The organism is Paenibacillus sp. CFBP13512, assembly GCF_005233705.1.
GTDB classification, from domain to species: domain Bacteria; phylum Bacillota; class Bacilli; order Paenibacillales; family Paenibacillaceae; genus Saccharibacillus; species Saccharibacillus nuruki.
On the sequence record NZ_QGAD01000007.1, the window covers coordinates 33,626 to 57,951 of the forward strand.

Here is a 24,326-nt window from a genome sequence, read left to right on the forward strand (position 1 = left end):
GTATAGATAGGATGTGAACGTATGGATTTATTTTCTTATGAAGACAGTGGCAATGGTTCTGGATCAGAGAGTATGGGTGTACTGGCAGATCGGATGCGTCCACAGTCGCTCGATGAATATATAGGGCAAGAACAGATTGTCGGTCAAGGTAAATTACTACGACGGGCGATTGAAGCAGATCAAGTATCATCGATCTTATTATATGGCCCACCAGGGTGTGGCAAAACGACATTAGCACACATTATTTCAAAGCATACACAAGCTGAATTTGTACGACTAAATGCTGTAGAAGCCACAGTTAAAGAAGTGCGTGAAGTGATCGAACGGGCACAGACGAATAAGTCGTTATACGGTACCAAAACGATTCTTTTTCTAGATGAAGTCCATCGGTTTAATAGCTCTCGTCAAGATGCATTATTACCTGCTGTAGAAAAAGGAACGATTATTTTTATAGGGGCTACAACTGAAAATCCTTTTCATTATGTGAATGGCGCTTTGATGAGTCGCTCGACTCTTTTTCAATTAGAGTCATTGAATCAAGAACATTCGATGATTGCGATGAAGCGTGCATTGAGCGATTCACAGCGTGGACTTGGATTTATGCAATTGCAAGTGGATGAAGAAGCACTACAACATATCGCTTCTATGGCTAATGGAGATATTCGGCGAGCACTTAATGCGTTGGAACTAGCTGCTGTGACTACACCACCAGACAGTGAAGGCAATATTCATGTCACTCTAGAGGTGGCAGAAGAATCGATTCGTCGTCCGATTGTAAGGGCAGATGAGTCGACTCAATATGATGTATTGTCTGCTTTTCACAAAAGTATACGGGGCTCCAGTGATGCTGCTCTATTCTGGTTCTTATATGCAGTTGAAAAGTTAGGGATGGACCCGATGACTTTCCTAAGACGCTTAATCGCTGCCAGTAGTGAAGATATCGGACTGGCTAACCCACAGGCGATGATTCAATCACTAGGCGCATTAGATGCGTATCGTACAAATGGATGGCCTGAGGCGAAGCTCAATATTGCGCAAGCGATTCTATTTGCTGTCGAAAGTCCGAAGTCTAATGCTGTCTATACTGCCATTTCCAGTGCAATGTCGGCTATTGATGAGATCAAGTCTGCTGAAGTTCCTTTGCATTTACGAGATACTCATTACAAAGGATCGGCACAGTTAGGGCATGAAGGATATAAGTATCCGCATAACTTCCCGAATCATTTTGTCAAACAAGAGTATTTGCCGAAAGGGATTTCTCGTAAAGTGTTTTATCAAGCGACAGAACAGGGCAATGAATCGAAGATCAAGCTCAATCAAGAACGCAGACGAGGATTATAATATGCCATTCTTTACAAACCAATAGGCATACGTTATATTAAAATCAATAAAATCGGCGATGGAGTTCGCTATTGACTGCTGATTTCAGCTAATGACTCCTACTTGTTTAAGCACAGGATTGCTGTGTCTTGATCGAGTAGGAGTTATTTTTATGTAAAGGAAAGGGGATCATAAATATGTATTATGTCTGGGTCGCTCTATTTGGCGTGTTGGGAGCATTATGTCGTTATCTAACAGGAGTATGGATTGTAAGCCCTGGCTTTCCAATGGCAACATTGATCATTAATATTGTGGGATGTTTTCTGTTAGCGATAGTGATGAAGTACTTGGCAGAACTTCCTTATATCTCAAAAACGATAATTACAGCGCTTGGTACCGGATTTGTAGGTTCATTTACTACCTTTTCAACATTTAGTGTGGAAAGTATTCAACTGATCGAAAAACACTGGTACGGTACAGCAATGCTTTATATCGGAGCCAGTCTTATCGGTGGATTGTTATCTTCGCGCTTCGGATTCTATGTGAGCGAACAATGGTTGAACAGAAGGAGGAATCGTCATGCTCATTAATATGCTGTTGGTATCAGTAGGAGCGGTATTTGGCGTGTTGACTCGCTTATTGTTATCCAACTGGATGAAAACCAAGTGGCCGATGCAATTTCCTTTAGCGACGCTATGTATTAATATCAGCGGTTCTTTTTTGTTAGGATTATTATTCGCTTCAGGGTTAAACAGTCATTTTCAATTGTTGATTGGTACTGGTTTTATGGGCAGTTATACTACGTTCTCAACATTTAAGTTAGAAAATATTGAATTGCATTTGAAAAAAAAGTATCGTATCTTCTGGAGCTATATCGGTGCTTCCTATGTACTGGGCATAGGATTTGGTGCATTGGGGCTATGGATAGGAAATACGTATTTATAAGTTTGTGATTAAGAAGTATGAGAAACAGCAAAGAGTTACTGATAACGATCATCAGTAACTCTTTGCTGTTATTACATATTTAACTTAGTTTCTATAACAATTACACAACGGCTTCGTAAGCTACTTTTTCAACGACATCAATCGTACCGCCACCTAGACAAAGTTCTCCATCATAGAAAACAACTGCTTGTCCTGGGGTGATTGCTTTTTGTGGCTCATCAAATTGCACATGGACATTGCCATCAGCTTGCCATGTCAACGTCACACCTTGATCCGGTTGACGGTAACGGAACTTCGCTACGCAATGAAGAGTTGAACCCACTGCATGTTCAGAACCATCAATCCAGTTCATCACAGATGCTACAAGACCCGTCGAATACAGACTTGGATGTTGATCACCTTGTACAACATACAAAATGTTTTGATCCAAATCTTTGTCAGCGACAAACCACGGATTACCATTTCCTGAACCGCCAATTCCCAATCCTTGACGTTGCCCAAGAGTGTAATACATCAATCCATCATGATCGCCTTTGACTTCACCTGTTGCAATATCAATCATTTTGCCCGATTTGGCAGGTAAGTATCCACTTAGAAATTCACGGAAATTACGTTCACCGATAAAGCATACGCCAGTGCTATCTTTTTTCTTCGCTGTATATAGACCTGCTTCTTCTGCAATACGGCGAACTTCTGGTTTAGGTAAATGACCGATCGGGAACATCGTTTTGGATAATTGTTTTTGATTCAACGCATTCAGGAAATACGTTTGATCTTTGCCATTATCAATACCACGTAGCAACTGGAATACACCATCTTTTTCAATAACACGTGCATAATGACCTGTAGCGACATAATCAGCACCTAGATCCATCGCTTTGTTCAAAAACTCACCGAACTTGATTTCACGGTTACACATCACGTCTGGATTCGGTGTGCGTCCACGTTTGTATTCGTCTAAGAAATACGTAAATACTTTATCAAAGTATTCTTTTTCAAAATTCACTGTATAGTAAGGAATACCGATCTGTTCACAGACCCGGCGCACATCCTCTGAATCTTCTTCTGCTGTACAATGACCGAATTCATCGGTATCATCCCAGTTTTTCATAAAAATTCCGATCACATCGTAACCTTGTTGTTTGAGTAGCAACGCGGTCACTGAGGAATCGACTCCGCCGGACATACCGACAACGACACGAGTGTCTGCTTTTGCTTTTTCCATTTGTACTCACCACTTTATATAAGATGAGATGATTCTGTATTATTTGCTAAATGGATCATATTCTGTACCCAATAATAAGAATTCATCTGTAAAAGGTATATCTAACCGACAGCAATAATTCATTGTACCATTTTCTTGCAAGATCGCGTGGAGAAAAGCACGAATAATTTCCCATAAAGCCTGTATATATGTTACGATAGGTCACAAGAATGATCGGAATACAGTGAATTATCGAAATTTTACGATACGTGCAACTATTAATAATAATTGAGGTTGTTCAATAAATCAACGATTTATCATTGTTTTTGCCAAATTTAAGTGAGGTGCCCTATATGAAGATATCAACTAAAGGACGTTACGGTCTAACAATCATGATGGAATTGTCTTCCCGCTTTGGTGAAGGTCCTACATCACTCAAAAGTATTGCTGAAAAAAATCAACTATCTGAACACTATTTGGAGCAGTTAATCGCTCCACTTCGTAATGCCGGATTAGTAAAAAGTATCCGCGGGGCGTATGGCGGTTATATTTTATCACGTGAACCGGAGACGATTACAGCAGGCGAAGTTATTCGTGTACTCGAAGGTCCCATTTCCGTTGTTGATTTTACCGATGAAGATGTAGCTGCTAAGCGTCATCTATGGATGCAGATTCGTGATGCCATCGCTCAAGTCATTGATTCAACAACACTTAAAGATCTGATCACGTACCGTGAGCAAGGTCAAGAAGACAATTATATGTTTTATATCTAAATTCGATATAGACAACAAGACGGAGGGGAATCCGCAGGTATATGGCTGCTCCCTTCCGTTTTTTGCTGTCTTTGTACGTATATTTTATTTTCCGATACAGAAAGGTGAATTGATATGAACGCTATTTATTTAGACCATGCAGCTTCTACTCCGATCCATCCTCAAGTGGCTGAACGTATGTTACAGGTAATGACCCATACCCACGGTAATGCTTCAAGTGTGCATGCTTTCGGACGCTCTGCCAAAAAAGTAGTCAGTGGAGCCAGAGACCAAATCGCTAAAGATCTAGGTTGTCGTCCAGATGAATTGGTATTTACCGCAGGAGGAACCGAAAGTGATAATCTCGCTTTATTTGGGATTGCTGAATCCTTAAGTCATAAAGGCAAACATATCATCACATCACAGATTGAACACCATGCGGTACTTCATGCTTGTGAAGCGTTAGAACAGCGTGGTTATGAAGTAACTTATTTGCCTGTTAATGCTCATGGATTAGTTTCTATAGAAGAAGTAGAAGCGGCTATTCGCCCGGATACGATATTGATCAGTATTATGTTTGGTAACAATGAAGTAGGAACCATTCAGCCGATTACAGAGATTGGACAATTAGCACGTGCCAAAAATATTATTTTTCATACCGATGCTGTTCAAGCACTAGGTGCTATTCCTTTGAACTGTCATGAGTTACCTGTAGATTTAATTAGCTTTTCTTCTCACAAAATCAATGGTCCACAAGGGATCGGTGCACTATATATACGTCATGGAGTCAAAGTAGAACCTGTATTGTACGGTGGTCTACAAGAACGCAAGCGTCGTGCAGGAACGGAGAATTTAGCAGGTATTGCAGGCTTTGCACAAGCGGTAGAACTTGCTGTACAAGAACTATCTGAGCGCATCAACCATCTGGAATCGTTACGTGCATACATGTTAGAAGAATTAGAACAACAAGTCGGTACCGAAGGGTATGTTGTCAATACACCCCTCGATCAATCGCTACCTCATATTCTGAATATTAGCTTTCCCGGCGTGAAAAGTGAAACGATGTTAATGAATCTCGATATGGAAAATATTGCAGCTGCCAGTGGATCAGCATGTACTTCAGGTTCACTCGAATTGTCACATGTTCTTCAAGCAATGAAAATTCCTGAAAATCTCTTGAATTCGGCGATTCGCTTTAGCTTTGGGATGGGTAATACTAGGGAAGAAATAGCATATGCTACACAAAAGATTGCAACTATTTTAAAGCGTATACGTAGTAGAAATTAGGGCTCCCCTGTGTGGTGAATAATAAGGGAGGGAAGATGATCATATGACGCCAACAGCCGGGCAAGAAAGAAATGATTTTCTTCCTGCGCAATCTATGCGATGAGGAGGTCCTGAGCGTTATGAAGATGCAGGGAATGATTGGACTTGCTGTATTTGATATTGAAGATGGCAAGCAACTTGGTAAAATTCATGACTTTATATTAAGCGAAGACTGGTCGGTTCAAGGTTTTGAACTGGAAGGTAAAAGCTTTTTCTCATTACAAGTGCGTACTATACTATGGGAAGATATTGTATCCTATGGAGAAGACGCTATTATGATTCGCAATCAACAGGCAGTCCGCCAGATCGCGGCTGACGATATTAAACATACATTTTTGATCGGTCAAAACAAAATTAAAGATATGCCTCTGCTTACCAGTGATGGAGCAATGTTAGGCTATGTGTCTGATGTTTATTTTGATCATGAGTTGGGTAAAAGCATTACCGGGATTGAAATCAGTGATGGCTTTATCTCGGATATGATAGGCGGAAGAAAGTGGCTTCCAGTAAGTGGACAAGTTGCTTTTGGTGAAAGCGCGATTATGGTGCCGATTGAAAGTAATGAACGCCTACAGGAATGTCATTAAACTTGGAGACGGATAGGGTGAGCGCTGAATGAAATGTCCAAATTGTAGTTCAAAAGATATTGGTAAAATTGGTTCCCATCAATTTTATTGCTGGGGTTGCTTTATTGAGTTAACTGTTAACGGCGGTAAAATGTCTGTGTATCAAGTCGAAGAAGACGGCACACTGAGTTCATTAGACGATTTGTTTGTCGAAGAACCTGTAGCTATGTATACACAAGCTTGAGCCTTTTTAGAAACGTGAACGATGTATAGAATGGCGAATATCGGCTGTTCCGACAGCGCGATACAATTCTTATCTTATACATACTACGTGTATCAGCGCTATTTTAAAAACCCCGTCTTGTATTGCACATCTGTAGAGGTGGCGATAGAAGTCGGGGCTTTTAAGCATGATGGATGCGATTGACAGACGTATGGGCGCTAGATATACTGATATAGTTGTTAAAGAACCGTGAAATTTCGGAACATGAACGTTAGATGAGCCGAAATAAAGGAGATCCAGGCATACATCTTTTGTTACACAGGTAATTGAAGTGATGACCGAACCCTACATAGTGTTAATCGGATGTATTCAGCGGTTAAGAGTCACTTATTCAAGAGACCTATATACAATAAAAGAGCGGTTGCAGGGAATATTGTTAGATATACACCAGAACACCGCCCCTGATTTTGCGCAGGGCGCTTTTTTTTTACCGACTTGTCAAGCGATACAGGTTGGATAGATTACTGGATCACCAAGAAATTGATGTTTAACTATTCTGAGGAGGCTCATTACTTATGAAAGCAAGTGAAATTCGTTCCAAATGGCTCGCTTTTTTCGAAAGCAAAGGACACAATGTTGAGCCAAGCGCTCCGTTAGTTCCTCATAATGATCCATCTCTATTGTGGATTAATGCAGGGATGGCTCCACTCAAAGCTTATTTTGATGGACGCGAAAAACCTGAAAATCCACGTATTACGAATTCACAGAAATGTATTCGTACCAATGATATTGAAAATGTAGGAAAAACACGTCGTCACCATACGTTTTTTGAAATGCTAGGAAACTTCTCTATCGGTGACTATTTCAAAGAAGAAGCGATCACATGGGCTTGGGAATTTTTGACGGGCAAAGAGTGGATTGGATTTGATCCAGAACGTTTATCTGTAACAGTATATCCAGAAGACGAAGAAGCTTTCAAATTGTGGAACGAGAAAATCGGTCTACCTGCTGAACGTATTATTCGTTTGGAAGAAAATTTCTGGGATATCGGTGAAGGCCCTTGTGGACCTTGTAGTGAGATTTTCTATGATCGTGGAGATGCTTACGGCGCTCTTGATCCGAATGATCCTGAGATGTATCCAGGTGGAGAAAATGAACGTTTCTTGGAAGTATGGAACCTTGTATTCTCTCAATTTAATCATAACAAAGATGGTAGCTACACACCGCTACCGAACAAAAACATAGATACAGGTGCAGGGTTAGAGCGTTTTGCTTCGATTTTGCAAGAAGTGGATTCTAATTTTGATACTGACTTGTTCCAACCGATTATTCAACAAGCCGCTCAAATTGCGGGTGTAACGTATAAACAAAATGAAGAAACCGATGTAGCGTTGAAAGTCATTGCTGACCATATTCGTACGGTTGCTTTTGCAGCAGCAGATGGCGTATTGCCTTCGAACGAAGGACGCGGTTATGTTATCCGTCGATTGTTACGTCGTGCAGTGCGTTATGGTAAAGTGATCGGTCTGGATAAACCGTTCTTGTTCAGCTTAACCGGTATTGTAGGCGAGATTATGGGCGTCTATTATCCAGAAGTAGTATCCAAGCGTGAATTTATCGAGAAAATTATTCGTACAGAAGAAGAGCGTTTCCATGAGACATTATCCGATGGTTTGAATATTTTGGCTGATCTGAGTACACAAGCGAAGCAAAATGGACAAACAGCGATCAGTGGCGCAGAAGCGTTTAAATTGTATGATACGTATGGTTTCCCATTTGATTTGACAGAAGACTATGCAGCTGAAAATGGATTGACTGTAGATCGTGCAGGCTTCGATACAGCAATGCAAGAGCAACGTGATCGCGCTCGTGCAGCTCGTCAAGATAGTGGTAGTATGAAAGTACAAGGTGGCGTATTGTCTGATTTTGAAGGCAAAAGTGAATTTATCGGTTATGAGCAGTTAACCGTACAAGCTACTGTAGTCGCATTGATTCAAGAAGAAGCTTCGGTCGACCGTGTCGGTGAAGGTCAACAGTGTCAGGTGATTCTAGATGTGACTCCTTTCTATGCTGAAAGTGGTGGTCAGATCAGTGACGTAGGACGTTTGAGCAACGATACTGTAGAAGCTTCTGTTGAAGGATTGTTCAAAGCTCCACGCGGACAATTTGTGCATATCGTAACGGTAAGTTCGGGTGAACTTCATATCGGTGATGTGGTTACAGCAGAAGTAGATGCACCAAATCGTAACGATATTATCAAAAACCATACCGCGACTCATTTACTTCATCAAGCACTTAAAGATGTATTGGGTACACATGTTAATCAGGCAGGTTCACTGGTTGAAGCAGAGCGTTTACGTTTTGACTTTTCTCACTTCGGTAGTATCACACCGGAAGAACTGGCAGATATCGAACGTCGTGTGAATCAGGAAATCTGGAAAGGTCTTGATGTCGAGATCGAGTACAAAGGTATTGACGAAGCGAAAGCGATGGGTGCTATGGCATTATTTGGCGAGAAATATGGCGATATCGTACGTGTTGTACAGATTGGCGATTACAGTATTGAGCTATGTGGTGGTTGTCATGTCGATAACACAGCACGTATTGGATTGTTCAAATTAGTATCTGAAAGTGGTATCGGTTCGGGTGTACGCCGTATCGAAGCTGTTACAGGACGCCTAGCTTACATGTTCTTGGATAGCCAATTGGATATTCTGAAGCAAGCTGCGGTACAATTGAAATCAAATGTACATGATGTGCCTAAACGCATCGAGTCATTGAACCAACAACTTCGCGATCTAGGTCGTGACAATGAATCTCTACAAAGTAAATTAAGCTTGATCGAAGCAGGTCAATTAACAGACAAAGTGGAAATGATTGGTTCTACACCATTATTGGCTGTATCTGTCAATGTTCCAAGTATGGATGCTTTACGTGGTCTAGCAGACGAATTGAAAGGCAAATTGCCTGAAGCAGTGCTTGTATTAGGAGCTGCTCAAGACGATAAAGTAAACTTTGTAGTCGTTGTTCCGAAATCAGGTATTGAGCGTGGACTTCATGCTGGTAAATTGGTTAAAGAAGTCGCTGCTATCTGTGGTGGTGGCGGTGGTGGTCGTCCAGATATGGCACAAGCCGGCGGTAAAGATGCTTCCAAATTAGCTGAAGCTCTTGAAGCAGCCAAACAACATGTAGCATCCATCTAAGTGATATGAGTATCAGATAATGGGTATAAAATAGAAGGAATAGCGTGTTAGATTCAAAAAGTTGAAACAATTTTGTAACTTTTTGAATAGTTTTAACGTAAATATTCCTTGTATATCCCTTGTTGTGTTATGATGAAAAAGAATCAGCATGAACAGCAAGGGATTCCATTTTGAGGAAGTGTACAAGTATACACTTTTTCCAAAAAGCGAGGTGTCAGCGAGTGGACTCCATGGATAAAACAGTTAAATTTAATGTGAAGGGTGACGAGCACGAAACCTCTTCTCAGGAAATACTTCTCACTGTATACGATGCACTGGTTGAGAAGGAATACAACCCGATCAATCAAATGGTCGGATATTTGATCTCAGGGGACCCCGCTTACATTCCCCGGCATAAGAATGCTCGAAGTTTGATCGGCAAAAAAGAGCGGGATGAATTAATAGAAGAACTGGTCCGATCCTACCTGGCCAGTCATCGGTAGAGACGGAGCGTACAAGAAATGAGAATATTAGGTTTGGATTATGGGGATCGAAAAATTGGCGTTGCGATAAGCGATGCTTTTGGCTGGACCGCTCAAGGGGTAGAAGTTATTGATCGTAAACGTACCAAAGATGTCGGTGCACGGATCGTAGAGCTTGTACAGGAACTTGAAGTGACCGAGATTGTTGTTGGACTACCCAAGAATATGAACGGAAGCGTCGGTCCCCGTGGTCAACTAAGTATGGAATTCGCTGAAAGTCTCAAAGAATCTGTGCAGCTACCTGTTCACCTATGGGATGAAAGGCTTACAACCGTGTCAGCTGAGCGTACGCTTATCGAGGCAGATGTAAGTCGCAAGAAACGCAAGCTAGTGGTTGATAAAATGGCTGCAAGCTTGATTTTACAAAATTACTTGGATGCCAAAAGTAAAAGGTGAGGGTGGTAAATATGGCTAAAGATCAAAATTTGCTTGAGGAAGAACCAGAAATTATTTATATTCCTGATGATGAAGGTAATGAAGAAGAGTTTGAAGTCATCATGAAATTCGAGGTTGATGGTTCGGACGCCAAATATATGATGGTCGTGCCTATGGAATCCACAGAGGACGATACCGACGAAGTATATGCGTTTCGCTATGAAGAAGATAACGATGATCTCAAACTTTTCATTATCGAAAATGAAGAGGAATGGCAGATCGTTGAAGAAACATTCAATACTTTAGTTGCTGAATTGGATGGTGAATAAGCCCATGACGGATCTTTCTGCGAGTAACGTCAAGTTTACGTCAAGATTGCTAGAAGCTTATGGTCTGTTGATTGAACTAACGGATGAACAGAACGAAGTCACTGTTTATCGTATTGTCAGTGAGTTTCAGATAGACACAGGAACTTATGCAGTCTTGCAAAAAGATACGGTTATTCCTGAAGACAACGTCGAGATTTTAAAAATCATTGATGATGCAGATGGACAACCTGAACTTGTGACTATTGATGATGATGATGAATGGGAAGATGTAGCCGAGCTATATGACGAACTGACATTACCGTTTGAAGATTAATCACGGATGCAGTACAATATGCACAATTATCTTCCAAAAAGAGCGGGATCTATTCCGCTCTTTTTGGCTGTAAAAGGAGCTGTTATATTCATTGCGCAGACGAGGTAGGGCAGGGATATGGATAATATTGATTGTTCTTATTGTGATTGCAGCAGGTATTGGCTACGGCTGGAATGCCATGCAACCTACAGCAACATCAGATCAAGTCGTTCCATATACATTAAAATCAGGAACAAGCAAATCAACCGTAGCTGAAGAATTAGCTCAAAATGGATTGATCAAAAATGCGTTGGCTTTTAAAGTCTATTTGAAATTAAATAGTGAAGGTAGCGAATTCAAAGCAGGTGATTATGAGTTCACGCCAGGTCTAACATATGCTCAAATCATTACGAAGCTGAATAACGCAGATGTTGTGGTGCCCAAAACGATGAAATTTACGATTCCTGAAGGTTATACCGTGACACAGATTGCGGATAAGTTAAGTGAAGCAGGATTTGTAGATCGTGATGCTTTTATGAAATTGGTTGATGATCCTTCATCCATGAAGCTTGCTCAAGAATTGAAAGTTCCTACTGGAGACGGCATTCTTCATCCACTGGAAGGGTATTTGTTCCCGGCAACCTATGATTTACCGATAGAAAGTACAGAATCCGATATTATCGCTAATATGTTGTTAGCCACACGCACCAAGCTGCGTTCAATTGATAATCTAGATGCTCAGCTCAAAGAACGCAATTTGACGGTGCATCAGCTGTTAACAGAGGCCTCTCTTGTTGAACGTGAAGTTGTCGTTCCAGAAGAAAGAGCTCAAGTTGCAGGGGTAATCGATAATCGTCTGAAGCAAAATATGAAGCTCCAAATTGATGCAACTGTGCAATATGCCCTAGGCAAGCAAAAAGCCCGACTGTTATACTCAGATCTTAAAATAGATAGTCCTTACAACACTTACTTACATGAAGGGTTACCACCAGGTCCGATCGCGAATCCGGGTCTAGATGCGATCAAAGCAACACTGGCACCTGAAGCTTCAAAATATTTATATTATGTGACCAAAAAAGACGGTACAGGCGGGCATTTATTCGCTCAAACGTATCAAGAACATCTCAAAAATATCGAAACAAGCAAGAGTACAGCCAAGTAAGGCTGTGTGGGAGGCGGCTTCAAGATGAATACAAAACCTGAATTGTTGGTTACAGCATCTTCGCTGGAAGAATTATATCGTTTGGCAGAAGCAGGAGCAGATGCTTTTCTGATCGGTGAAGAACGTTATGGAATGCGATTGTCTGGGGAGTTCAAGGTAGAAGATATTGCACAAGCAGTAAATTATGCGCATGAACATGGCAAACGTATTTATGTAGCCGTCAATAATTTAATGACTAATGAGCTTTTAGAAGATTTACTAGAATACATCAAACAGCTGACAACGTTACAAGTAGATGGGATCGAATTTGGCGATCCTGCTATCGTAGCATTGGCTCGTGAGCATGCGCCTGGAATAGCGTTACACTGGAATGCTGAGATGACTTCGACCAATGCAGTGACAGCGAACTACTGGGGCCGTAAAGGTGCTACAAGAGCTGTACTGGCACGTGAACTCAATATGGATGAGATCACAGGTATGATCGACAAGCTAGAAGTGGAAGCGCAAGTACAGGTACACGGGATGACGAATATTTATCATTCCAAAAGACGCCTAGTCGGTAGCTATATGCAACATCAGGGTAGACCTGTGGATGGTAATGATCTAGGTCTGCAACGTGGATTGTTCCTGATTGAAGCCGAACGTCGGGATGAGACATTTCCTATCTATGAAGATACCAATGGAACGCATATTATGAGCTCAGAAGATGTATGTATTCTGGAAGATTTACACTTGCTGATGGAAGCAGGCGTTCAAAGCTTCAAAATCGAAGGCATTTTAAAATCAATTACTTATAACGAAACAGCGGTCCGCATGTTCCGTCAAGCGATTGATCAGTATGCTCAAGATCCAGAACAATATGAATTTGATGAGTCATGGATGGATGAGATTCGTCGTATACAAGATCCTGAACGTGAATTGTCATTTGGTTTCTTTTATAAAGAACAAGTATTTTGATTGCAGTGTAGATGGAATGATTGAAAAGGGGGGCTTTCCATGTCAACAACGGAAAAACCAAAGTATTATGGTAAACGTCATCGTCTAGCCAAACCTGAATTGTTAGCACCTGCTGGTAATTTAGAAAAACTGAAATTTGCGATTCACTATGGTGCAGATGCAGTCTATATTGGTGGACAAAAATACGGTCTTCGTTCGAATGCAGATAACTTCAGTTTTGAAGAAATGCGTGAAGGGGTCGAATTTGCAAATCGTTACGGTGCTAAAGTATTTGTAGCTACCAATATTTATGCTCATGATGAAGATATTGCGGGTCTTGAAGAGTATTTGTGCAAATTAGAAGAAGTAGGCATCTCTGCGGTTATCGTAGCAGATCCTGCGATTATTGAAACAGCACTACGCTGTGCGCCCGGTCTTGAAGTCCATTTGAGTACACAGCAATCCACATTGAACTGGCAAGCGGTGAAATTCTGGAAAGAAGAAGGATTACCACGGGTTGTATTGGGACGGGAAACAAGCTTTGCTGAAATTGCTGAGATCAAAAAACATGTAGATGTTGAAATCGAAGCCTTTATTCATGGAGCGATGTGTTCTTCTTTTTCAGGACGCTGTGTGTTATCGAACCACTTTACAGATCGTGACTCTAATCGTGGTGGATGTTGTCAGTCTTGTCGTTGGAAATATGATCTATTCGAAGATGCACGTTCAGAACAAGAATGGGTATCAGAAGAAGATGCGGCTGATCAACAAATGTTGCAATCCTTTAGTCTGGGCGTGAATCAGAAACCACTTTATGAAGAACAAGATTCTGCGTTCTCTATGGGTTCCAAAGATTTGTGTATGTTAGAGCATATTCCTGATCTGATTGAAGTCGGTGTAGATAGCTTCAAAATTGAAGGGCGTATGAAATCGATCCATTATGTAGCGACTGTGGTGAATGCGTACCGTCAAGCAATCGATTCATATATGGCTGATCCTGAGAATTATGTGTTGAAGCCAGAATGGTTGGAAGATATTAATAAAGCAGCGAATCGTCCACTAAATACAGGATTTTTCTATGATACACCTGATCATGAAGATCATATCTATGAAGCAGAAGAAAAAGCAGTTCCTTATGATTTTGCAGGCTTAGTACTGGATTATGATGAAACAACAGGAATCGCAACGGTGCAACAGCGTAACCATTTCAAACCAGGACAAGAGATCGAATTTTTTGGACCGAATCAAATGTTTTTCAAACAAACAGTCGGTCAATTGTGGGATGAAAATGGCAACGAGTTAGATGCTGCACGCCATCCATTACAAAAAGTGAAAATGAAAGTTGATCATCCTGTTCGTTACTTTGATATGATGCGTAAAAACAACACCAAACAAAGCAAATCAGCTGTTAAAACAGCAGTTACAGTATAATTTAAGTTATAAGAAAATAATGGAATCATTTACAATCTTATAAGGTAATAAGGTCTATTATACCGCATAGTATAATAGACCTTATTTTTTTGCGAAAAAGGGTTCAAATTTCCTGGTTTATAACCGATAATGGAATCAAGAGCATTCGAAATGCTTATTTTTTGTTTCGTTTATAAGGTGAAGCAGGGATAAAACAAGTAGGATTACATAAAAACCTGTATGCACACGAAATCTAAAACGGCGGTGAAGATTATGGGGTTATTGCAGAAAAAAGGCAAGTCAAACAGCAAAACAACACTTCCAGACACCAAGAAGCTTGAAAAAGAACAAAAAAAGAAATTGAAAAGTGAGCGTACAGGTTTAGCGAAAAAGGCTAATGAAGTTGCTCAGAAGAAATGGTTTAAACCAGAAAAGAAAGCGAATACACAACAACCTTCTATTCTCCCCACGACAGCAAAACATTCTCGTACACTACCCAAATGGGCGAAAATTCCTAAGTTCTCAAGTAACTATTCAAACTCATCAAATGATCCATCTGTACCCACTAATCGCTGGGGTAGATTAAATCCAGCAAAATCGGTAGGCATCAAATTATTTCTTATCTTTTTTATTGCTATTATGTTGCTCGTGGTATCGTTAGGAACGTTCTCGTATCTGATAGCAAAAAGTATTATCAAAGAAAATGCAGCGATCGGTAATGAACAGACGATTATTCAAACAGGTGAAAAACTCGATGTGATTTTGGGACAACTGGTGAATTCATCTACTCAAATCTTTTTCGATCCTAATATGCAAGATCAGTTAGTGAAGTTATCTACAGCAGGTATAGACGATTTTGAGAAATTCCAAGCGGTTAATGCAATTACAAGTAATCTACAAAATCAACTCAACTCATTAGATGCTATCGATTCAATTTATATTATTCCAATGAATAAAGCAGTGAATATTGTAGGAGCAGGGGTACAGATTCCGGCAGAGGATGAAGTACGTAATACAGCTTGGTATAAAGAATTAGAAAGTGGCAACGGTGTGATGCAGTGGGTACCTACCATGGAAATGCAAGGCACTGTCAAAAACTTCTTATTCGCACGTGCTGTCCGTACGACCAATACTTCTGATTCGTTTATTTTTGTAATCAGTGCCAACAGTAAATTGATCGAAGATCAGATTGCTAATGTAAATATGGGTACTGGAGGTCGTGTTGATCTTATTGGTGGTGCGACAAATACGGTCGTTGCTTCCACAAATAATGCAGATATTGCAACACCATCGAATTACAGCTTTTTACCTCAATTAACAGAGAAAAGCGGTAGAGTAGAAAATAGTGATGGTCAATCGCCTATTTTGATCGCATATAGTACACTTCAGAATTCAGATTGGAAATTAGTAGGGACAGTACCGATTAATGAACTGGTATCTAGTGCCAAACCGATCTTAAATATGACTTTGATTTTCGCTGTGATTGATGCTGTATTTGCTGTATTAATCGGTATCTTTATTATTCGTATTATTGCGAAGCCGTTACAGAATTTACAACAACTTATGCGTCAGGGTGCACAAGGTAAATTGAATGTTCGGACGACTCATAAGTCTGAAGATGAGATTGGGCAGTTAGGTTCGGCTTTTAATGAAATGATGGAAAACATTACGAATCTGGTTAAGCAAACGAATCAATCGGCGCAAGAAGTATTAGGTACAGCGACAATCCTTAGTAATGCTTCCAAACAGACAGCTACATCAGCTAAAGAAATCGCTGTTGCTACTGAAGAAATTGCAAATGGTGCAGGCAGTCTTGCTCTGGAAGCAGAACGTGGTACAGAACTTGCCGATGGTATTATGGGTCAAATGAATAAAGTAATCAGTGCTAACAACGAAATGGGTGCTTCTGCTCATGATGTGGAACAAGCTAGTGAAACAGGTGTTCAGCATATGGAAAAATTACTTACTCGCACGCAGACTACAGAAGATATGATTCGTTCGCTTGGCGCTCGGATCGACTCATTACAACAAAGTACGTCTTCTGTTCAACAAGTGCTTGAGGTAATGCAGAATATTACCAAACAAACGAACATCTTATCTCTTAATGCTACGATTGAAGCCGCTCGTGCTGGAGCAGCCGGTAAAGGATTTATGGTAGTTGCTGATGAAGTACGTAAGTTAGCAGAACAATCACGCGAATCTATTCTCATGGTTGGCAAAATTACCACCAATATTCAGCAGGAAATGGAAGAGACGATTAAAGTTCTGAATGATGCCTATCCGTTATTCAAACAACAGACAGAAGCAGTTAAAGATACAACGACTATTTTCGAATCGGTTCAAGGACAAATGTCTGCTTTTGTTACCAAGCTAAATTCAGTTACAGATTCGATTAATGAGCTTAGTCAGGTGCAAAATACGATGTCTGAAGCGATGAGTAATGTAAGTGCGGTTGCAGAACAATCTTCTGCTACATCACAAGAAGTGGCTTCTCTAAGTAATGAACAACACAATGTAAGTAGTCAACTGGTATCATTGTCAGGTCAATTGGAAAATGTATCGCTTGATTTGAAAGAAACGATCTCACGGTTTACGGTGGAAGAAGACGAAGGAGATGCAGATGCGTTGCAATCGTCTATAGATCCATTTACAGAAGTGAATGAAGCACAAGAATCACAGCAAGAAGAACAACCAGAAGCACAAGTTGAAATAGAGCACGAACAACCAGAAGCAACACATACTGAAGCAGATGCAGAGCAAGATACAACTTCAGACAAAAAAGAATAATAGATTTAAAAAAAGCCAAAAAGCCGAAGCCCTGTATTCAATACGGGGTTTCGGCTTTTTTTGGTGGGTATACCTATTGATCATTTATTGTACAGGCGGAGCTGGATCATCTTCTTGTATCGGTTCAAATTCTTCTTGTGGAAGTCTGATCCACCGTTGTAGATATCCTTGTAACCACAATTCTTTTAACAAGATAATTAAGATCGGCGACAATACTAAGCCCACCACACCAAAAATAGATAAAGAAATAATCATTGCCGATAACATCAAATATGCTGAAGAAATGCCAATCGAATTTCCTGTGATTTTGGGTTCTAATAATTGTCGGGTCAACATCACAACCACTAATAAAACGATCAATCCGATCGCAAGCCCTGTCTCACCAACCACAAATAGATACACAATCCAGGGAATAAAAATAACAGGAATACCGAGTAATGGCAAAATATCAAATGCTGCACTGAGTAACGAAATCGAGAAAGCATTATTCACGCCCAAAATAAGCAATCCTATGTACACCAATACAAAAGTAATCATCACCATGATGAATTGTGCTTTAAGATAAGCACCGATAGCATAGAAAACATGTTCTTTTAAAAAGAAATAAGCTTTTTTGAGTGTGTTCGGTGTTCTTTCGGTAGCTACACGTCGCCAGAGATTGATTTCAGCACTCAAAAAGAACGCTAAAATAATACCTACAGCAAAGTTAGCAATAAACGTAGAAAATGAGCTAAGCCAGCCTAACACATAGTTGAATGCCGCTTTACCCCAAATGGCTAAGTTTCCTGTAAAGATCGCAAAATATTCATTAATCCGCTGTGTCACATTGTCTGGTAAGGTATTCATTTCTTGATGCATCAATGTAGTTAGTCGTGTGAAATGACTTTGAATAATCTTAGCATATTCAGGCAAATTATCTGCAATCTGAGCAGACTGTGATATAAAGATAAGCCCTGCACCAAACAATGCACCAAGTAAAAATAATACAAAAGTAAGAACAGCTATCGCTGAGCAGACCATTTTGGGTAATCCACGACGATGAAGAAACATGGCAAAAGGTTCGATTAAAGCAAAAATAATAAAAGATAAAAAGATAGGCGCAGCAATATGATATAGCTTGCTTGCGAGTAATAGCACTAGATATACCGTCAAAATCACAACGCCAATATCAAAAGCAGTTCGCCAGTATTTTTTGTACAAAGGAAGCATAAGCGTACTAAATCTCCTTTTCTAACATAGTATACAAGCATTTTATAAGCGGGTTTGGGCCACGTCAATAAAAAAAGGAACTGCCCCTGAGGACAGTTCCTTTTGAGTTAAAACGAATATTCAACAATCTATTGAATATGCATATGACTATATTTTCATAACTCCGCCCATACTTGCATTGGTTACAAGTTTGGAATAACGAGCTAGATATCCTGTTTTTACTTTAGGTTCAAATTCAACCCAGCCTTTACGGCGCTCAGCAAATTCTTCTTCACTGATATGAAGTTCAATTTTGCGTTCGTTCAGATCCAGTTCAATAATATCTCCATCATTTACGAAAGCGATAGGTCCACCTTCAGCAGCTTCTGGCGAGATATGACCAATACTGATACCACGAGAAGCTCCTGAGAAGCGTCCATCTGTGATTAGACCGACTTTGGCACCAAGACCCATACCTACAATTTGAGAAGTAGGAGCAAGCATCTCTGGCATACCAGGGCCGCCTTTAGGACCTTCATAACGGATAACCACGACATGTCCTTCTTTCACATGACCGTTAGCAATTCCGTACAACGCATCATCTTGTGAATCGAAGCAGATTGCAGGGCCTTTATGATATCCGCCTACAGAAGCATCAACAGCACCGACTTTGATAATAGCACCTTGTGGAGCCAAATTACCAAACAATACGGCTAGACCGCCACGCTCAGAGTGAGGATTATCAATTTTGTGGATAACTTCAGTATTTTTAATTTCTTGTCCTTCTACATTCTCACGAATCGTTTTACCTGTAACGGTAATACAATCTGGATGTAGAGCACCTGGTTTTTTGAGCAATTCATTCAACACAGCACTTACGCCACCTGCCAAATGAACATCTTCGATATGCCAGTCAGAAGCTGGAGCCAATTTCGCCAAATGAGGTACACGGTTAGCGACTTCATTGATGCGTTCGATTGGATAGTCGATACCTGCTTCTTGAGCAAGAGCCAATGTATGAAGAACTGTATTTGTAGAACCACCCATCGCCATATCCAAAGCAAATGCATTATCCAATGCTTCTTTAGTTACGATATCACGAGGTTTAAGGTCTAATTTGATCAATTCCATTAATTGTGTAGCTGATTTACGAACAAAATCACGACGATCTTCAGACACTGCAAGAATCGTTCCGTTACCTGGCAAAGCAATACCCATTGCTTCTGCTAGACAGTTCATCGAGTTCGCTGTAAACATACCTGAACATGATCCACAAGTTGGACAACCAAATTGTTCTAGTTCAAGCAGACTTGCATCATCAATCTTACCAGCTTGGTAAGCACCTACACCTTCAAATACAGATGTCAGGGAAATCGAACGGCCATTTTTGTCTTTACCGGCTTTCATCGGTCCACCACTAACAAACATTGTAGGGATGTTAACACGAAGAGCACCCATCATCATACCCGGTGTGATTTTGTCACAGTTTGGAATACAGACCATGCCATCGAACCAGTGAGCGGCCACAACAGTTTCAAGAGAATCAGCAATGATTTCACGACTCGGTAACGAATAACGCATACCGATATGTCCCATTGCGATACCATCATCTACGCCAATCGTATTAAATTCAAATGGAACGCCGCCTGCTTCACGGATCGCTTCTTTTACGATTTTACCAAACTCTTGTAGATGTACATGACCCGGTACGATATCAATATAAGAGTTACATACCGCGATAAACGGTTTACCAAAATCTTCTTCTTTAACGCCTGCGGCACGAAGTAAGCTACGGTGTGGTGCACGGTCGAAACCTTTTTTGATCATATCGGAACGCATTTTTTTGCCCTTGTTGACTACCATGGTGTCGATTTCCCCCCAAATATATAATAGTAAGCTTTGGAGCTTTAGCGCGTTGTAACGCCAAAGGTAAAAGCTAAAAAAGTCTTGCATAACGTAGTATAAATATACAAATTACGCGGAAGTTTTCTATAGAGTCTATCATATATGTTAGCTTTTTTCTAGCGAATATATATTAAATCCGTAGCAAAACAAAACGAAATAAAAAAGATGGCACAAAAAAAGCAGACATTCCACCATTAATGGAAATGTCTGCTTTTTATGGTATTAACGGCTGCCGCCCTTTTTGCCAATTTCTCTATAAAAATCTTTGTCGTGAGATTCGGAAGTGGCTTCTCCGCCTTTTTTACCGATTTCTTGATAAAATTCTTTATCATGAGACTCAGAAGTGGCTTCTCCACCTTTTTTGCCGATCTGTTGGTAGAATTGTTTATTATGTTTTTTGGAGGTTGCCTGGCCACCCATACGACCTGCTTCTTCACGACTCATTTTGCCGTTGTTGTTATTATTCTGTGCCATCACCAAATCACTCCTTATTTATATAAGTGTAAGCATGGAATGCCATGTATACTTAAACCTTACTTACCCGTCTTGTTTAGAGTGAAACGAATAATTAGGAATGAGTTGGAAAAAATTATACGATAATAGCAGAAAAAGAGCACGAATCGATCTATATTTTCGTTGTTATGTGTATATATTCCTTATAATTGGTCATTAGGATTGCTTTTGAAATAAAGTATGTCTTTGAACATAATGGATCATGGAGTAAAGCGGTTGAGGAATAGAAGGCTCGACTAATCGTGAAGTCCAATGTTTAACCTGCGGTTGAGCAAGTAATACCGCTACAAGAATGGCGAAGACCAACAGGATCACTATTTCCAAAGGTGTATTGAACCGATGTAAAATGCCCGTCGTTTCTATCGCTCTCACCAAAAGTCCATGCAATAAAAAGACATATAATGTACGTCTACCAAGTTCAGTTATATAGTGAGCACCGATAGGAACCAGAGCAAGAAAACCTATAGAAGCGACACATTGCAACATATACATACACAATCGATACAACATACCTGTCTCTGAATTTACGCCCAATTGCACAAATGTCTGATTACCATAAAACCATCCTATAACGAGCGGTAGGTTCAAATCAAAAAATAAAATCATGAATGCGATAGAGCCTATAGCAATTGAGCGCCGATAATGTTGAAAAAACGATATTATTTTATCCACATGTAGATGGTATCCAACAATAAAGAAAGGGAAATAAATCAATGTTCGGGATAAAGCAAGCCATACTCCATCTACAGGAAGTAACCCTACACTTAATCCAAGTACTAAAGATACAATCAATTGTTGCTTGAATGTAAACATACGTAATGAAATCAATAACAAACGCCAGACGATATGCCCAGCTAAAAACCAGAGTAACAAATAAGGAGCAAAAAACGAATGCGTAATATGAGGAACACGGAAAATCGTATAATCAAGCACAGAATAGATACTTTGAAATAATACATATTGTAGAGCAATATGACGTAACATTTGGCTACCTGCGGGTCCATGTAGATTAAAGCGAGCAAAATAACCAGTCACCAACACAAATAAAGGCATATGGAATGAAAAAATCCATACAAATAAATGATGCGCTGCTATTGATTGTTGGATCAGCGGTTCTAGTAAGTTACCTGCTACCACACAGACTATGAGCAAAAAACGTATATTTAAAAAGTAGGTTTCTCCGATCGTATTCAATGAATATTTATTAATTTTAAGTGGAATATTCATACGTTGTTCCTCCTGTTAGTGATGATGAAATGCTTCGTCCCATCCCTCTGAAATGTATTATTTTAAGCGTGATATAAAGGTTACTTTAAAAGTAAAACAAAAAATTTTTTAATATTGTGATTTAATTCACAATTGAAAACGGTATCTATCGTTAAAATTGTGTATATATGATGAAGCTATGTCATTGACAACAAAGAAAGCGGTTGCGACAATGGTAAATATGACCAGCTACATATTAAGCATGATTTTGTATGCGACTCAGGAGGCTGAACAATGAACAATCAACACACTTACCCGGAAGTGGTCACTTTTGGGGAGTCTATGGGATTGATGACTGCGGATGATTCACGTGGTCTGGAGTATGCTGCCCATCTTAATAAGTCATTTGGCGGTGCTGAAAGTAATCTAGCGATAGGAATTGCTCGCTTAGGGCATTCGGTAGGTTGGTTTGGTCGTCTTGGGGCTGATCCTTTAGGGCGCATGATCCAGAAAGCGATTCGTGGTGAAGGTGTAGATGTATCTCGCTCGATATTAGCAGAAGGAGAACAGACGGGACTGATGTTACGAGAAAATGTATCCGGTCATGCTTCGGTACATTATTACCGCAAACATTCAGCAGCTAGTCGAATGACGCCAGAAGATCTGGATGCTACGTATATCAGTCACGCTAAAATATTGCATGTTACAGGCATTACAGCAGCGATCAGTGAATCTGGACTGGCGACTGTACAAAAAGCAATCGAGATCGCTAGAAATGCAGGCGTTAAAGTCTGTTTTGATCCTAATTTGCGTCTGAAATTATGGAGTATCGAACAAGCTCGTCCAGTATTACTACGACTTGCCGAACAATGTGATTACTTTTTACCGGGCTTGGACGAACTAAGCTTGTTATATGAAACAGAAGATGAAACACAGATTTTTGATCGTCTCAATCAACTATCTGCTGTCTGTATCGTCAAAGGTGGTCCCAATCTAACCTATGTGCTGAATCAAGGTCAGAAGTTAGAAGTGCCTTATTTCAAAGCAGAACGTGTACTCGATACTGTAGGAGCAGGAGATGGCTTCTGTGCTGGTTTTATCGTTGGATTGTTACGTGGCTATGAAGTGACTGAAGCTGTACGTCTGGGCAACCTCAACGGTTCTATGGTTATACAGGCTGTAGGCGATTGGGAAGCATTACCGACGCATGAGCAAGTGGAAGCGAAGTTAAATAATAAAGTTCATATCGAACGCTAAACTAACCTACTAAAGGAGCACTTAACGATGAAAAAATTACAATTATTACAAAAGATATTAGATAACGGTGTAGTTGCTGTGTTACGCGGAGACTCGGCAGATCAAGTCTTTACGATGGCAGAACAAGCGATTGCAGGTGGGATCAAAGTTATCGAGATCACTATGACTGTGCCTGGCGCTCTCAAAGCGATTGAGAAATTAAGTCGTATGTATAGCTGGAAAGCAGATGCAGCTGATAACTTTGCGATTATTGGAGCAGGAACTGTATTGGAACCACAGACAGCACGCGCTGCAATAATGGCTGGAGCAGAATTTGTAGTCGGGCCTTCTTTGAATCCAGAAACGGTTAAAATATGCAACTTGTATCGTGTACCTGTATTGCCCGGCGTAACGACACTAGAAGGCATACAACATGCACTTGAGCTAGGTGTTGATATCGTTAAATTATTCCCTGGGAATCTATACGATCCTTCCATTATCAAAACATTAAAAGGACCTATGCCTCAAGCGAATATTATGCCTACAGGCGGTGTATCTTTGGATAATCTAGGAGAATGGATCAAAGCTGGAGCAGTAGCAGTAGGGATCGGTTCGGATCTCACGACAGAAGCACTCAAAACAGGGGATTATGGTCTGGTACGTCAAAAAGCAGAACAATACATGGAAGCTTTCTATCAGGCTAAGCAGCAATAAGGCTTTAGTCTTCACGGAAAATGCAGACGTGTGCATAAAATAAAAGTACTTTAAAAATAAATAAGTCTAAATCAAAAAGTAACAATGAATCCTTATTCTAAGTATATGTAGAAAAGCCAGTGTTTATACTGTGCTCCAAAAAATGATATAATCACATAAGAAGCAGCCTGTTGTCCTGCGAAGGAAACGGGCTGTTGCTTTATACTTATACAG

The 24,326-nt window shown here is 40.2% G+C and carries 23 protein-coding genes and 1 riboswitch; of the genes, 18 read left to right on the top strand and 5 right to left on the bottom strand.

What is annotated here, in order from left to right; genetic code table 11:
* Nucleotides 1-21 precede the first annotated feature (21 nt).
* From PaeCFBP13512_RS11880 to crcB (PaeCFBP13512_RS11890), 3 genes are all read left to right on the top strand, one after another.
* On the top strand, nt 22-1,341 hold the full coding sequence (locus PaeCFBP13512_RS11880) for a replication-associated recombination protein A (RefSeq protein ID WP_069329179.1): 1,320 nt from the start codon (nt 22-24) through the stop codon (nt 1,339-1,341).
* Between the two features lie 45 nt (nt 1,342-1,386).
* Nucleotides 1,387-1,449, top strand: a riboswitch (Fluoride riboswitch).
* A gap of 68 nt (nt 1,450-1,517) precedes the next feature.
* On the top strand, nt 1,518-1,910 hold the full coding sequence (gene crcB / locus PaeCFBP13512_RS11885; protein WP_137223284.1) for a fluoride efflux transporter CrcB: 393 nt from the start codon (nt 1,518-1,520) through the stop codon (nt 1,908-1,910).
* Nucleotides 1,900-2,265, top strand: coding sequence for a fluoride efflux transporter CrcB (gene crcB / locus PaeCFBP13512_RS11890; RefSeq protein WP_137223286.1), 366 nt, complete (start codon nt 1,900-1,902; stop codon nt 2,263-2,265). The genes crcB (PaeCFBP13512_RS11885) and crcB (PaeCFBP13512_RS11890) overlap by 11 nt, the downstream gene beginning before the upstream one ends.
* Nucleotides 2,266-2,365: 100 nt before the next feature.
* Here the strand turns inward: crcB (PaeCFBP13512_RS11890) and mnmA are convergent, their stop codons facing one another.
* Entirely contained in the window at nt 2,366-3,490 is a 1,125-nt protein-coding gene (gene mnmA, locus PaeCFBP13512_RS11895; RefSeq protein ID WP_137223288.1) for a tRNA 2-thiouridine(34) synthase MnmA, read from the bottom strand.
* A 332-nt stretch (nt 3,491-3,822) separates the two neighbouring features.
* Between mnmA and cymR the strand changes: the two genes are divergently transcribed.
* From cymR to PaeCFBP13512_RS11960, 13 genes are all read left to right on the top strand, one after another.
* Nucleotides 3,823-4,242: a cysteine metabolism transcriptional regulator CymR gene (cymR, locus tag PaeCFBP13512_RS11900; RefSeq protein ID WP_069329183.1), complete on the top strand. Its 420-nt coding sequence runs from the start codon at nt 3,823-3,825 to the stop codon at nt 4,240-4,242.
* Between the two features lie 114 nt (nt 4,243-4,356).
* A complete protein-coding gene (locus tag PaeCFBP13512_RS11905; protein ID WP_137223290.1) occupies nt 4,357-5,508 on the top strand; it encodes a cysteine desulfurase family protein in 1,152 nt (383 codons plus the stop codon).
* A gap of 119 nt (nt 5,509-5,627) precedes the next feature.
* Nucleotides 5,628-6,134, top strand: coding sequence for a PRC-barrel domain-containing protein (locus PaeCFBP13512_RS11910; protein ID WP_137223292.1), 507 nt, complete (start codon nt 5,628-5,630; stop codon nt 6,132-6,134).
* A gap of 28 nt (nt 6,135-6,162) precedes the next feature.
* A complete protein-coding gene (locus PaeCFBP13512_RS11915) occupies nt 6,163-6,357 on the top strand; it encodes a hypothetical protein (protein WP_069329186.1) in 195 nt (64 codons plus the stop codon).
* A gap of 554 nt (nt 6,358-6,911) precedes the next feature.
* Complete coding sequence (gene alaS / locus PaeCFBP13512_RS11920) at nt 6,912-9,539, top strand: alanine--tRNA ligase (protein WP_069329187.1); 2,628 nt, start codon at nt 6,912-6,914, stop codon at nt 9,537-9,539.
* 221 nt (nt 9,540-9,760) lie between these two features.
* Complete coding sequence (locus PaeCFBP13512_RS11925; protein ID WP_069329188.1) at nt 9,761-10,021, top strand: IreB family regulatory phosphoprotein; 261 nt, start codon at nt 9,761-9,763, stop codon at nt 10,019-10,021.
* 18 nt (nt 10,022-10,039) lie between these two features.
* On the top strand, nt 10,040-10,456 hold the full coding sequence (gene ruvX / locus PaeCFBP13512_RS11930) for a Holliday junction resolvase RuvX (RefSeq protein WP_069329189.1): 417 nt from the start codon (nt 10,040-10,042) through the stop codon (nt 10,454-10,456).
* Nucleotides 10,457-10,467: 11 nt separating this feature from the next.
* Nucleotides 10,468-10,764, top strand: coding sequence for a DUF1292 domain-containing protein (locus PaeCFBP13512_RS11935; RefSeq protein WP_069329190.1), 297 nt, complete (start codon nt 10,468-10,470; stop codon nt 10,762-10,764).
* Nucleotides 10,765-10,768: 4 nt separating this feature from the next.
* On the top strand, nt 10,769-11,077 hold the full coding sequence (locus PaeCFBP13512_RS11940; RefSeq protein ID WP_069329191.1) for a DUF1292 domain-containing protein: 309 nt from the start codon (nt 10,769-10,771) through the stop codon (nt 11,075-11,077).
* A 91-nt stretch (nt 11,078-11,168) separates the two neighbouring features.
* The gene (gene mltG, locus PaeCFBP13512_RS11945) at nt 11,169-12,218 is read left to right on the top strand and encodes an endolytic transglycosylase MltG (RefSeq protein WP_241669359.1); all 1,050 of its coding nucleotides are present in this window, start codon (nt 11,169-11,171) and stop codon (nt 12,216-12,218) included.
* 24 nt (nt 12,219-12,242) lie between these two features.
* Nucleotides 12,243-13,175, top strand: a complete 933-nt coding sequence (locus PaeCFBP13512_RS11950) for a peptidase U32 family protein (RefSeq protein WP_137223294.1) — start codon at nt 12,243-12,245, stop codon at nt 13,173-13,175.
* 39 nt (nt 13,176-13,214) lie between these two features.
* Nucleotides 13,215-14,585 carry a peptidase U32 family protein gene (locus tag PaeCFBP13512_RS11955; protein ID WP_137223296.1) on the top strand — a complete coding sequence of 457 codons (1,371 nt, stop codon included), beginning with the start codon at nt 13,215-13,217 and terminating at the stop codon, nt 14,583-14,585.
* A 219-nt stretch (nt 14,586-14,804) separates the two neighbouring features.
* The gene (locus PaeCFBP13512_RS11960) at nt 14,805-17,351 is read left to right on the top strand and encodes a methyl-accepting chemotaxis protein (protein ID WP_241669360.1); all 2,547 of its coding nucleotides are present in this window, start codon (nt 14,805-14,807) and stop codon (nt 17,349-17,351) included.
* Nucleotides 17,352-17,435: 84 nt separating this feature from the next.
* Here PaeCFBP13512_RS11960 and PaeCFBP13512_RS11965 read toward each other — a convergent pair whose 3' ends face one another.
* The 4 genes from PaeCFBP13512_RS11965 to PaeCFBP13512_RS11980 all read right to left on the bottom strand — a co-directional run bounded on the left by PaeCFBP13512_RS11965 (nt 17,436) and on the right by PaeCFBP13512_RS11980 (nt 22,184).
* The gene (locus tag PaeCFBP13512_RS11965; protein WP_137223298.1) at nt 17,436-18,560 is read right to left on the bottom strand and encodes an AI-2E family transporter; all 1,125 of its coding nucleotides are present in this window, start codon (nt 18,558-18,560) and stop codon (nt 17,436-17,438) included.
* A gap of 147 nt (nt 18,561-18,707) precedes the next feature.
* Nucleotides 18,708-20,378 carry a dihydroxy-acid dehydratase gene (gene ilvD, locus PaeCFBP13512_RS11970; protein WP_137223522.1) on the bottom strand — a complete coding sequence of 557 codons (1,671 nt, stop codon included), beginning with the start codon at nt 20,376-20,378 and terminating at the stop codon, nt 18,708-18,710.
* Nucleotides 20,379-20,666: 288 nt separating this feature from the next.
* A complete protein-coding gene (locus PaeCFBP13512_RS11975) occupies nt 20,667-20,918 on the bottom strand; it encodes a KGG domain-containing protein (protein ID WP_137223524.1) in 252 nt (83 codons plus the stop codon).
* Nucleotides 20,919-21,113: 195 nt separating this feature from the next.
* Nucleotides 21,114-22,184, bottom strand: a complete 1,071-nt coding sequence (locus tag PaeCFBP13512_RS11980) for an acyltransferase family protein (protein WP_137223300.1) — start codon at nt 22,182-22,184, stop codon at nt 21,114-21,116.
* Between the two features lie 273 nt (nt 22,185-22,457).
* On the opposite strand from PaeCFBP13512_RS11980, the gene PaeCFBP13512_RS11985 reads away from it, so the two are divergent.
* On the top strand, nt 22,458-23,420 hold the full coding sequence (locus PaeCFBP13512_RS11985; RefSeq protein WP_137223302.1) for a sugar kinase: 963 nt from the start codon (nt 22,458-22,460) through the stop codon (nt 23,418-23,420).
* Nucleotides 23,421-23,447: 27 nt separating this feature from the next.
* Nucleotides 23,448-24,113, top strand: a complete 666-nt coding sequence (locus tag PaeCFBP13512_RS11990; RefSeq protein ID WP_137223304.1) for a bifunctional 2-keto-4-hydroxyglutarate aldolase/2-keto-3-deoxy-6-phosphogluconate aldolase — start codon at nt 23,448-23,450, stop codon at nt 24,111-24,113.
* The last annotated feature ends 213 nt before the right edge of the window (nt 24,114-24,326 follow it).